General features: G+C 64.2%; 4 protein-coding genes. 2 read left to right on the forward strand and 2 right to left on the reverse strand.

Annotated features, from left to right (window positions below; genetic code table 11):
- On the reverse strand, window positions 1-8,265 hold the full coding sequence (locus ACUDP5_RS28205; protein ID WP_445657800.1) for a two-partner secretion domain-containing protein: 8,265 nt from the start codon (window positions 8,263-8,265) through the stop codon (window positions 1-3).
- A 134-nt stretch (window positions 8,266-8,399) separates the two neighbouring features.
- Window positions 8,400-10,070 carry a ShlB/FhaC/HecB family hemolysin secretion/activation protein gene (locus ACUDP5_RS28210; protein WP_263912942.1) on the reverse strand — a complete coding sequence of 557 codons (1,671 nt, stop codon included), beginning with the start codon at window positions 10,068-10,070 and terminating at the stop codon, window positions 8,400-8,402.
- A 349-nt stretch (window positions 10,071-10,419) separates the two neighbouring features.
- On the opposite strand from ACUDP5_RS28210, the gene ACUDP5_RS28215 reads away from it, so the two are divergent.
- Complete coding sequence (locus tag ACUDP5_RS28215) at window positions 10,420-11,181, forward strand: uracil-DNA glycosylase (RefSeq protein WP_263912943.1); 762 nt, start codon at window positions 10,420-10,422, stop codon at window positions 11,179-11,181.
- 278 nt (window positions 11,182-11,459) lie between these two features.
- Window positions 11,460-13,247, forward strand: a complete 1,788-nt coding sequence (locus ACUDP5_RS28220; RefSeq protein WP_263912944.1) for a DEAD/DEAH box helicase — start codon at window positions 11,460-11,462, stop codon at window positions 13,245-13,247.
- Window positions 13,248-13,315: the final 68 nt, after the last annotated feature.

The raw sequence follows: 13,315 nt of genomic DNA on the forward strand, positions 1-13,315 counted from the left end.
TCATTTCCTCGGTAGAGCATGAATAAGTGCTGGCAACCCCCCCGGGTCGCGAGCAGGTGAGAATTTCAATTCCCAACCGTCGATGTGAATAATTTTATCGTATGACACCCCCCCTCTAGTTGCCGTATCCACGGCGGCCTGGAGGCTACTCAATTGCTGCTGGGAGGACAATCTAACGGCCTCAGGTGTAAAGTTAATTGCTTTCATTTGAGCGAACTCTGCCAAATGCTCCGTAGCATTTCCATGAACCCAAACAGCCTGACCATTGGGTAAAGACATTTCAAAGGATTTTGGAATTACGGATCCCGGATAGGTCCCCTGTGTTGCTTTAATAGAATCCCAGACCGTCCCAGTCTTTTCAACTCCGATCAGAATGTTTGGCGTAACCCGCTCATATTTTCCTGTGATAGGGTTCTGACGTGCCAATAGAGTGCCATCCGAGGCAAGTAACTCTGCATTTCGTACCGTCCAAGATGCCCCATCCGCGTAGGCCATCTTTGCAACCGTCATTTCCAACGAGCCACCCGCAGCGCGCGTCGCGCTCAAACGAATGACGCCAATAGCCGCATCTCGAGCCGCCCCCACAACGCCGCTAGTCGCAATGTCGAAAACAATCTGCGCCGCCTCGACCTTCGGTGTCAGCTCGCGTTGTGTCTTGTACTGAGCTAGTAAGCCGTCGAGCTCCTTGATGGACCTCGTCAGTTGCAATGCGCAGACAGGAACTTGCCCGCACGCTGACCCGCTTCCGAGCATTGACTCCAGTTGATCTCGCGTCTCCTTCAGTTCCTCGGGACCAAAGACGCTCTTCATCTGATCCATGGCCGCTTGCGTGCCTTCCGCATGCGCAGCCTTGAGCTGCTGCATCAGATCATCCTGTTGCAGCGGGTCCAGTTTTTCGATCTGAGACAAGCGCTCAACAAGAGGTTGATGATGCGCCAGGTTCAGGGTGTTGTTGTCCAGCTCGGCAATCGCCGCATTGGTGATCGTAGCGATGCCATCAGCACCCGCTACCGCCGCCGCGCCAGCAATTAACGACGCCACCAGATTGCGGCGAGCCTCGTTCTCCTCGTTGGTCTTTCCCTTGGTGCTGTCCAGCAGCGCGTTGATGACAACGGCAGCCGCTCCCCCTGTCGCGCCTGCGGCGCAATTCTGGCCACTTGCTGCCGCTCCGGCACAACCCACGATGGCCTGCAATGCCGCGTGTTCTGCCGATCCGGTTTTGACCAATCCTTCACTGACCCATTTTCCTACCTGTGCCGCACCCTGCTGTTGCAAGTAGCTGACCATCGCACTCTGTGCGATGCCCGTAGCGGCCCCTGTCACATTGCTGCCTGTCGCAGCCAAGATGGCGTTGGCGAACTGACGATACGTACCACCAGGCAACCATTGTTTGACATCCTCGTATTGCCGCTCAAGCTCTGCATATCTGGCAGGATCATTCTCTGTGCGCATCGCCTTTTTCAGTGCATCCGCTTCCGCAGCACGATTAGTCAAATACTGCCCAATCTGTCGCGTCGCCTCAGCCCCAATCGCGAAGCCAGCTTCAATCTTCTCCTTGTCAAAAATGGGCTTGAGCGCATTCAACGTATCCGATGACGTGTCACGGTTCAGCGAAGCGATCGTCTCCGCCGCAGTTTTTCCTGTAAGCGCCAATTGCCCCGCTTCGTCGCGGATCTCGATCACGCCGCCACTGATGGCACTATCTGTGGTGGATTTGGCACTGCCGGAAGCCCCCAATACGACGGGCACTCCCATCCCTGCCCCACCACTTGTCGTCGGTATCTTCGTACCCGCTTCGGCCTTCGAACCACCGGCAACCTCTCCCTTGGAGTTGGTGCCCATGCCCACGCCGGTTTTTGAATCACCCCAGCCATACCCGCCGCCCAACGCGATCTGACTGGCGCTGTAATCGGCGCTGTTCTTCAGATCCTGAACGACCAGAGTGCCCGTACTGACCCGGTTCAGCCCATCAATGACCGCTTGATCTCCGCTGGCGATGACGCCGCCGATCAGCGTCGTGTTGTTCTTGACGTCAACGATGAAGCCGCCATCCCCCGCCTTCAGGCCAGCCTGTTCCGTGGCGGACTTGAAGTCGCTGTTCATCTTGCCCTGCGACACGTTCGCGGACACGCTGCTACTGCAATAACCGTAGACGCAGATGCTGGCGTTCACGCCTACGCTCTGCTGCTTGGACTTGTAGGTGCTGGTGTCTTGCAGCGTTTCGATGCGAAGGTTGTTGCCAACCGAGGCAATGATCTGCTCGGCCTGGCCCACCGCACCGATCAGTGAAGTGTTGCCTCCGGATTGCAGCGCCAAGACGTTGCCCGCCGTGACATTAGCGTACGTCCAGTTCGCATCCTTGCCATCGGCATAGCCCCGCGCACCACCGGCGGCCACGTTGACCACAATGCCAAATCCATTGTTGCCAGCCGTCACGCCCACGCCAATGCTGGCGTTGCTGCTTTTATTGGTCGTGTATTGCTCGAACGTGTTCTTGGCCGCTTGCAGCAAGATGTCGCCGTCTGCCTTGATGACAGCGTTATTGCCGGCGGACAGGCGAGAGCCTGTCACGGTTACGTCAGAGTCTTTGCCGCCGCCTTTGGCGACAATGGTCAGGTCATTGCCAGCCGCAACGTTGGAACCCGACACGGACGTGGATTCCCGTTTGATGGTTGTCTGGTTCTTGCTGCTGCCCAAGTCGATGCTGATGTTGAAACCACCCGCTTTGTCCTTGGCTCCCATGACGGCGTCGAAAGCGTTGACACCTGCCACGCCGGTTGTGACCAGCGCCAGGCCCTGCATGACCTTGTTGTCGGTCTTGCCAGCGGCCTCGCCCATTCGTCCCGCAGTCTGCATCGCACTGACAATGGGCGTGCTGGCGTTGATGCTGAAGCCTGACTGCTTGATCTCGTGAAATTCCTTCTCGCGGGCAGAGTCCGTCACCGCCGCAATATTCACGTCACGCCCGATCATGGTGACATCACCCTGACGCGCCAGGATGTTGCTACCCACGACATTAAGAGATTTCCCAGCGTTGATCAGCGTATCGCCCTGCACACTGCCTACCGTGCTGGCGGTATGGAAGATTTTGTCGCCGTCCAGGATGTCTGTCTGTTTACGCGTGCCATAGCTTAGGCCGCCCATGGCGCCCAGGCCCGACTTCTTGACGTATTCGTAGTCGTAATTTGCCGACGTGTTCACGCCCGCAACGATGTTGACGTTGCGTTCGCCAGACATGATCAGGTCGTTCTGGGCGCCAACGTTGGATCCCACCACGTTGACGTCACGGCCAGCCATCAGCATGGTGGTGTCACCGGTAAAGGTAGACGCGACCGGAGCTGTCCAAGATGCCTCTTTGATGCGATGAGTAGTTTTGCTGGACCAGAACCCCTTGGTCTTGTAGTAGATCTCGTTGTAGGTGTACCCGCTAGAGTCCCCCGCCAACACGTTGATATCCCGGCCCGCCCCTACGGCCAACTGCTTGTCGGACGCCACTTGGGCCGCGATGGCATTGACATCGCGGACCGCCATCAACGTCAGGTTGCCGCCCGCGGCAATCTGCGTGCCGATATCGGTGGTCGTACGCATCTCCGCCCGGTTCTTCTTGCCGAAGTCGTGCGATTCCCCGTACCGCGTTCCGGCAGCCGTCAGGTTGATATCGTTGCCCGCGCGAATGGTGGCATCTTCCTTGGCGGCGATAGCCGCAGCCTGGGCGTTGAAATCCCTGCCCGCCTGCGCGCTCAAGGTGCCCGCATCGACGCGTGCCACGCCATCAACGATCGTGTTGCTGATACCCCCGCGCACGTTCGATTGCGTGCTGGACGTCAGATTGATATCCCGGCCCGCAACCAGCGAGACCGACTCGCCCTTGAGCAGACCCGCCAGGTTGTCGATGTCGTTGCGCGCGTTCAGGTTGACGGTCTTGCCCTGCATGGTGCCGACGCTGTTGCGCACGTTCTGCGCGTCGACGACCAGCGCGTTGCGCGCGCCGAGGGTGCCGCTGTTGTTCACATCACCCGTTGCGCTGATCTGGGTCTCGCGGCCCGCGATCAGCGAGCCGTCGCCACGCAGGTCGCCGGGCTTGACCGCCAGGTAGACCTGCGGGGTCAGCACCTTTTGCTGGGTGCCGTCGGGCAAGGTGACGGTCTGCTCCACCAACCAGACGATGTCGCTGGACAGGTTGCGCATCTGGTCTTCGGACAGCGCCGTGCCGATGGTCAGCCCGAAATTTCCGGCAAAGTCGGCGCCTGCCGCGAGCAAGGCCTTGTACTGGGTTTCGTTGTCGGTGTAGTCGCCCACGAAACGCTGGCCGCTGGCAAGCATGACCTGCTCGGCCACCAGCTTCTGTTCATAAAAGCCGTCGCCCAGGCGCTTGAGGATCGTGCCGGGGTCCTGGTTGAGTTTCTGCAGCAGGAAGTCGCTGGACACCACCGAGCGCGAGCCGATGAACTGGCTGTCGGTGGCGATCAGGTACGGCGCATTGGGCGCCTGCATGACGCGGTACAGCGCGCTGGTCGGGATGACGGGCGGCAGAACGACCACCGTGATGGCCTTGTTGCCCGGCAGCGTGATGCGGGTCAGGCTAGCCGGCGGCAGCGCCGGGGTGACGGTGCTGGCGCCGGGTGTTTGGCCAGACGTCGATACCGTAGTGTTGCCTTGCGCGGCGCCCAAGCCGGTTTCGATACGTTCGGCCAGGACGGTGGCGTTGTACTCGGACCAGTTGTATTTGCGCGAGTCGTTTCTCTCGTAGGTGTAGGCCATGTTGCCTACGCGGTCGACCGTGCGCAGGCCTTCGGCGCCGACGTTGCTGAGCGTGCCGCCTTCGGTTTTGAGGGTTCCGCCGGCCAGGATGCGGCTCTTGTCGTTGAGGATGTTGCCGGCCAGCCGCGCGTTGCCGCCCACGATGATCTTGCCCGGATCGCTTTGCGTGATGCGGGTTTCGCTTGTGATCTGCGTGACTTCATAGAAGGTGAAGTCCTTGATCATGCGGTTGTTGCGGAAGTCGGCGTTGAAGTCCTTGATCTTCTCGTTCAACGTGTCGTAGAGCTGCAGGTCGCGCTCGTAGGTGGCCTGTTGCTGGGCCAGGTCCGCAGGGCAGCGAAAGCCGCAGTCATCCGGTGACGGTGGTTTCCTGATGCCGGTGGGGCGCTCGACCTCGAAGACCGACCAGATCTTGGCGTCGGGTTTGTAGAAGAACTGGGCGGCGTTGACGGTGCAAGCCCCGGCATCGCCACCGCCGCACGACGGCTCTTCCGGGATATACGCCAGCCCGATCGGCGCGCTGACGCCGGCACGGCCTTGCTGATCTTCCTGAATGCTGCTGTAGTCAAACGGCGGGCCGTACTGGCTTTCCGGATAGCGGGTCGACGGCAGCAACAGGCGCCGTTCGTCGTACTGGCCCATCCATCTGGGGCCGCGGCCGCAGATGGATTTGACGGTGTTGCAGAACCACATGCCTTCGCCGTCGACGATCTCGGTGGTGCCGTCCAGGCGATAGAACCACTTTTCCTCGTTGCTGACCTCGAACGCTTGGCTGGCGAAGTGCAGGTTGCGATTCTGGATGCTGGCCGCCGCGATATCCGCGTTGCGTTCGGCTTCGATGGTGGCCGATTCATTGACCAGCGACTGCGCCTGCCCCGTGGCCTTGCCCGTTGCGTCCAGCGCCCCGCCCACGCGCAGGTCTCCCGCCGAGTAGATCAGCGCATGCTCGCGATTGGTCAGCGTGCCCACGCCCAGGTCCAGGTCGCCGCGCGACGCGATGACGGCGTTGGGGTCGTTGATGAGCGTCGGCGTCTGGATGCCGACGCGGTCGCCGTAGATTCTGCCGGTGTTCGTCAGGCCGCCCGCAGTGATGCGGGTGTAGCCGCCATCGATGAGGCCGGCGTTGGCCAGCAGGCCGCTGATGACCAGGGTGTTGTTGCGCAGAGCGATCAGTTCGCCGGTGGCGCGGTTGGTCAGCGTGTTGGCGGTGATCTTCAGGTCCTGGCCGGCGTGGAGCTTGCCGTCGTTGTCCAGGGTGTCGGTGGTCAGTTCCAGGGAACTGCCGGCCGTCACCGCGCCGCCGCGGTTGGTTAGGCTGTTGACCGCGAGCTTGGCGTTGGCGTCGGACGAGACATTGCCCGACGTGTTGTCGAGCGTGCCGGTGGCAACGCCCAGGTCCTGGCCCGCGCCGATGCGGCCGGATTGGTTGTCGATGGCCGTGGCGTTCAAGGCAACCTGCTGGCCCATGACGCCCAGGGCGCCAGGCGTAGCGGCGCCTGCTCCGGCCAGCCCATTGGCCAGCGTGTCGCGGTTGTTCAGGCTGCCGGCCCTCAGGGCCACGAGGTTGTCGGCCTGGATCAGGCCGGCGCGGTTGTCGAGCAGGTCTTGTGTATTGAGTGTCAGGTTGCCTGCGGCAATGAGGCCGCGGGTGTTGGACAGGGTTTGCGCGTTCAGCGTGGCCTGACCTTGAGCGGCAACGGTGCCGCCGGTGTTGTCCAGGTTGCCGGTGGTGTTCACGTCCAGTGCGCCGCCGCTGACGACCTTGCCGTCGGTGTTGGACAGGCTGGCTGCCTTGATGTCCGCTGAGCCGCCAAAGAGGCCACCGCCCTGGTTCTGCAAAGCGCCGGTATTGGCGATGGTGAGCTTGCCGTCCGCCTGCGCAACGCCGTTGCGGTTGTCCAGGCTGGTCGCCTGGATATCGGCCGTGCCACCCAGAAGCTTGCCGCCCTGGTTGTTCAAGGCGCCGGCCGTTTCCACACGCAGCGCGCCATTGGCTTGGACGGAACCGCCTTGGTTGTTGATGCCGGCTGGACCGCGCAGCGCCACGCTGTCGCCCGAGACGACGCCGCCTGCGGCGTTGATGATGGATTGACCGGTGATGGCCACCGCGCCGGCGCCCGCCAGGGTGCCGGCCGTATTGTCGATTGCGCCCACGACGTTGGCGGTCAGCCCTGCCCCGCTGGTGAGCTTGCCGCCGGTGTTGTCCAGGCTGGAAGCTCGCAGCAGCAGCGAGCCGCCGTACACGGAACCGGCGCGATTGGTGATTGCACCGTTGGCGTCCAACGTCAGTGCACCGCCCGCGACGAATTTTCCGCCCGACAGACCCAGCGCATCGGCCGTGACCGTAGCGTTGCCGCCGGCCATCAGCGTGCCCGCGTTCTGCAGGCTATTGACCTGCACGCTCAGCGCGCCCAAGGGGCTAATGGAGCCATCGGCCTGCAGGCCCGCGGTGAAGGCACCGAGGTTATCCAGTTGCCGTGCCACGACACTGGCGTTGCCCGCCGAGGACATGGCGCCGGTGTTGACGACTGAACCCGGCGCATTGAGCGCCAGCGCGCCGCCCGCCGTGACTGTGCCCTCGTTGACGATATCGCGCCCGCCCTGCACCGACAGGTCAGTGGCGGCCTGCAAGCGGCCGGACGGCAGAATCTTGACGTCGCCGTTGGCGCTGACGGTCAGCGTGCCGGTCAGCGCAGCAAGGTTGCCGCCGATGTTCACGCCCACACCAGCCTCGGTGCCGATGAGCCGGATGCTGTTGGCGTACATGCCACCCAAGGCGGCCACGTCGATGGATACGCCAGTCGTAGCACCGGCGCCGGTCAGGGCCGACACGTCGATACCGTCGTAGCCCACCCGGGCGGGTCCCGCCACCACGTTCAAGCGGTCCGCCCAGACCTGGGCGTTCAGTTCCAGCGTGCGCGCCAGCAGGTCCAGTTGGCTCAAGTTGGCGCCGTACAGACCCGCGCCTTCGATCGCCAAGCGACCACTGGCAATGTCAAAGCCCAGCGAACCATCCGGCCCCACGACCGGCTTGCCGGTAGTCAGCGTGGCGCGATTGGCATTCAAGAACCCGCAGCCGTTGCAGGTGATGCCGGCCGGGTTGGCAACAATGACGTTCGCCCGATTGCCGGCGACTTCCAGCATGCCGCGCAGTTGCGAGGGATTGGGCGCCGTGACCTGGTTCAGGATGGTGGTGGCGCGCTGGTTGCCCAGCATCGGGTTACCGGCCACTTGCCCGGCCACCTGCGTCTGGCTGGCCGCGCCGCTGTTGTTGAGCACCACACCGGACGGGCCGACGTTGAATTGCGTGTAGTGGTTGTTGGACACCCCACCGGCCGAGGGCGGTGCGATGTTGACCACCGGCACGCCGTTGGCCACGCCCACCACGGGTCTTTGCCCGCCGACACTCTGGTCTACCGAAATCGGCAAGGTCTGCGCCAGGACGGGCGTCCAGATCTGCGTGTAGAGGACCAACCAGAGCACTGCGGAGCGAAGCTTGGACATAGCGTGGCGAATCTCGGTAGAGGTGGGTCGACCCATGGAGAGGCAACCCGCAAAGCAATGTGTGAAGCGACTTGTGGCGCGACTCGGGTCGCGGCACGTCATGCGGCAGGCGGCGCGCCAGGCGCCGCCCGGGCTTAGAACTCGAACATCAGCGTGGCGGCGAAGACCGTGCTTTGCGTCTTCAGGTTGTCGGGCTTTTTCAGGGGCCACCCTGCCGACAGGTCGTAGCTGGCATTGACATAGGGCATGGCGATGCGCCCGCGCAGGCCGGCAACGGCGCCGACCAGGGTGCGGCCCGTCAGGTACTGGGCAGACGGGCCGCCGACGCGACCGGCGTCCAGGCCGGTGTAGAGCTGCTGGCCCAGGTTGCCGAGGTTCAACGACAGGTCGTTGCGCAGGGTCCAGCCATCTTCGGCCGCCAGGGTCATCTGGCCGTCGAAGCCGCGCACCGCGTAGCGATTGCCAATGGTGAAGTAGTCGGCGGGCACGACGGGGGTCTTGGCGTGCTGGATCTGCCAGTTGGCCTGGTAGGCCATCTGCTGGCCCGCCACCTTGAACGGCAGGAACAGGCCGGCATTGGCCGACAGAAGCGTGCTGCGGCCGTTCCAGTCGGGGTCGCCGTACACGTAGCCAGGCTGGTTGGAGAACTGCGGCAACGTGCCGCGCACGCCACCGCCGATATCCAGCACCAGTTGGTCAACGTAATGGCGGTGGCCGTAGCTGAATTCATAGCCCACCACGTCGCGCCGCTGCACTTCGATGTCGACGTCGTTGAGCGTGCTGTTGGCGCGCTTGCGCAAGAACTTCAGCACGGCGGTGCCCTTGTAGCTGGCGCCGCGGTAAGGCACGACGGACACGCCGGCTTCGATCTGCTTGCTGGTGCCGCCGTAGACGATGGGTTCTTCGAAGCCGGCCACCGTCTGCCGGTAACGCGATTTGCTGGCGCCGGCGAACAGGGTCCAGTAGCCGAACGGGATGCTGTAGTTGATGGACGCGGCGCGCGAACCGGCGTCGCTGTTGCGCAGGTCGGCGTTGCTGTTCCAGGACACGGACAGCTGGTCGTACAGGAACAGCGGCGAATCCAGCGTAAGGCCGGCGTTGACCTGATTCTTGCCGGTGGATTCCAGGCCGGCGTTGTCACCGCCCAGGTAGGCATGCCAGCGCTTGCCGGTGCCGGGCTTGATGATGATGTCGGATTCGCCCAGCTCGGGGCCAGGGGCCACGTCGATGGTGGCGTCGGCCTGGCCGGCCAGGCGGCGGATGTTTTCCAGCGCCTGGTCCAGGTCGCGCTGGTTGACGTCGCCGCCTGGCCAGGTCGGCAACGCGGTGCGCCACCAGCCGGGTGCGCCGTCGCTTTTGACGCCGGAAATGCGGCCGGGCACGTAGCGCAGGGTCAGCGTGCCGCTGGCCAGCGATTGCTCGGGCACCAGCACGCGCGCGGTGATCCATCCGCGATCGATCAGACCCGCCATCAGGTGTTCCTGCAGCAGGCGCAGGCCCTGGCCGCCCACGCAGGGCCCCAGGGCAGCTTCGCTTTCGCGGCGCAGCCAGCCGGGGGGCTCGGGGCCGTCCCAGATGACCTGACCCAGCGTGAAGCAGGGCGATTCGGCCGGAAAGGCCAGGGGCCCTTCGCCAGGGACAGGCGCGGCCGGCGCGGACAGCACGTCCGGCCGCTCGGCGGCGCGGGCGCGCTGGGCGTCCAGTTCCTGTTCCTGGCGTCGCTGGATCTCGCTGGCGCGCGAAGCGGCGTCGGCGGGCAGGGTCTGCGCCGCAACCGGGGAAAAAACGATGAAATGGGCCGCCATGGCAACAGGCAACAGCAGCCCGGGAAGGCGCCTCTGCCGGAGGCGGCTTCGCAGTAAGAACTTATGCACTTGTTTCTTATTGAAATGACTAGTTTCTACCGATAACGGTAGAAACTCGGACTAATTAAGCGCACATCTCAATTTATGCCGTTTGTTGACGAATAATCCGGCATACATAGCGACGGGACGCGCGTATGGAGGTACATGTTTCGTAACAGCTGACTGCCCCGCTAACTTATCTCGGTGAGTGGACGCATCGCTATAGGAAAAATCCGAAATTTGATGAGGAAAATTCCGCGGGGCGCCGCGAACGCCAGTCGCCCCGGCCGGCTATGCCAAAATCGCGCCCATGCCGATCGACAACCGCCTCGTCCCCGCCGCCCTCGCCGCCCAGGCGGCCCAATTACCCGCCGCCTGGCAGGCCGCGCTGCACGCCCCGCGCGTGGCCGACGCCCTGCAAGCCGTGACCGCCCATGTGGAAAAACGGCTGGCCGAAGGCGCCGTGGTCTACCCGGCCACGCCTTTTCGGGCGCTGCAAGGCCTGGCGCCATCGGACGTGCGGGTGGTGATCCTGGGGCAGGACCCCTATCACGGCCCGGGCCAGGCCCAGGGCTTGGCGTTTTCGGTGCCGGACGACTGCAAGCGCCCGCCCAGCCTGCGCAACATCTTCAATGAGATCGCCCAGGAATACCCCGGCACGGCGCTGCCCGCCGGCAACGACCTGAGCCCCTGGGCCGACCAGGGCGTGCTGCTTCTGAATACCGCCCTGACGGTGGAAGATGGCCAGCCTGCCTCGCACGCCAAACGCGGCTGGGAAACGGTGACCGACGCGCTGATTGCGTTGGTGGCCCAAGACCCCTCGCCCAAGGCATTTTTGCTGTGGGGGGCCCATGCTCAAGCCAAGCAGGCGTTGCTCCCCAGCAACAGCGGCCACCTGGTGCTGATGTCCAACCATCCTTCGCCGCTGTCCGCCCGGCGTCCCCCGGTGCCTTTCCTGGGCTGCGGTCACTTTCTGGCGACCAATCGCTGGCTGGCCGACCAAGGGAAAAACCCTATTGATTGGGCGCTGGACAAAAAAATAATCCCCATGCAAGGCGAATTCGGGTTATGATCGCCGCACTGCACAAAACGAGTTCGGCATTTACCGCCTTGATTTAGCGGAAGTTTTAGCAGTCTGCCGGGCAACCAAGCCCGAGCCCCATGCCGAACATCATCGATTCCTGACCTCCTTTCCTTTCGCCCTGCGTTCCAAGCAGTATCAAGAGAACGCGCCACGCGCACGGTTGATTCGGTCGGCACGATGCTCCATCAACCGTCGCCTGGATCCGGCCGCCTAATCCCCTGGCCCGACCAAGCACTGCGTCGCATTTTTCGCGGCAAGGGAAAGTAATGTCTTTCGAAACCCTGGGTCTCGCACCCGCCCTGTTGTCGGCCGTTCAAGAAGCTGGCTTCAGCACCCCCACCCCCGTTCAAGCGTCGGCCATTCCGCAAGCGCTGGCCGGCCACGACCTGATGGTGTCCTCGCAGACGGGCAGCGGCAAGACCGCCGCCTTCATGCTGCCGGCCCTGCACCGCATTGCCCAGATGCCCGCCAACAAGGGCGTCGGCGTGCAAGTGCTGGTGCTGACCCCGACCCGCGAACTGGCTCTGCAAGTTACCGAAGCCACCGCCACCTACGGCCGCAAGCTGGCCGACCTGCGCACCGCCACCGTCGTGGGCGGCATGCCCTACGGCGCCCAACTGAAGGCGCTGTCGCGCCGCGTTGACGTGCTGGTCGCCACCCCCGGCCGCCTGATCGACCACCTGCAGTCGGGCCGCGTCAAGCTCAACACCGTGCACACGCTGGTGCTGGACGAAGCCGACCGCATGCTGGACATGGGCTTCATCGAAGATATCGAGACCATCGTCAGCCGCCTGCCCGCGGAACGCCAGACGCTGCTGTTCTCGGCCACCCTGGACGGCACCATCGCCAAGCTGGCGGCGCGCATGATGCGCGACCCGCAACGCATCGAGATGGCCGGCTCCAAGGAAAAGCACACCAACATCACGCAAAGCCTGCTGTACGCGGACGACGCCAGCCACAAGATGCAGCTGCTCGACCACGTGCTGCGCGACGCCTCGCTGGACCAGGCCATCGTCTTCACGTCGACCAAGCGCGGCGCTGACGACCTGGCCGACCGCCTGGCCGACCAAGGCTTTGCCGCCGCTGCCCTGCACGGCGACATGAACCAGCGCCAACGCACCCGTACGCTGTCGCAACTGCAACGCGGCCAGCTGCGTATTCTGGTTGCCACCGACGTGGCTGCCCGCGGCATCGACGTGCAAGGCATCAGCCACGCCGTCAACTTCGACCTGCCGATGCAAGCCGAAGACTACGTGCACCGTATCGGCCGTACCGGCCGCGCCGGCCGCAACGGCCTGGCGTTCACGCTGGCCACGCACTCCGAGCGCCACAAGGTTCGCCGCATCGAGCACTACATCGGTCAATCGATCACCCCTGAAGTGATCGCCGGCCTGGAACCCAAGCGCACCCCGCGTCCGTCGGTCGGCGGCGCCCCGCGTGGCGGCAAGCCGTTTGGCAAGCGCCCCGGCGGCTTCGGCGGTGGCTACCAGGGCAACCGCGATGGCGCCCCGCGTGAAGGCCGTTCGTTTGGCGGCCCGCGTGGCGAGTTCAAGCCGCGTGAAGGCGGTTACCAAGGCGCCCGCGACGGCGCCCCGCGCGAAGGCGGCTACCAAGGCAACCGCCCGTTCGGCGACCGCCCGGCCCGCTCGTTCAGCGATCGCCCCAGCTTCGGCGACCGTCCCCAACGCGAAGGCGGCTACCAGGGCAATCGTCCCTTCGGCGATCGCCCCCCGCGTGAAGGCGGCTTCCGTGGCGCCGACCGCGACGCACGCCCCAGCTTCAGCGACCGTCCCAGCTTTGGCGACCGCCCCCAGCGTGATCCGCGTCCGTTCAACGAGCGCGCGCCCCGTGAAGGCGGTTTCCGCGGCGCCGACCGTGACGCCCGTCCCAGCTTCAGCGACCGCCCCAGCTTTGGAGACCGTCCGCAGCGCGAAGGCGGCTTCCGTGGCGGCGATCGTCCGGAAGGCGGTTTCCGTGGCAAGCCTACGTTCGACAAGCGCCCCGGCGGCCCCGCCAAGCGCTTCGCCAAGCCTGCCGGCGCCCGCCGCGGCTAAGCCCTGATCGGCACATCGACCGGCCGCCTGGCGGCCCGTCGATCTTCCCCAGCAAACCCCGCGCCTGT

This window comes from Achromobacter sp. NCFB-sbj8-Ac1-l, assembly GCF_052695805.1.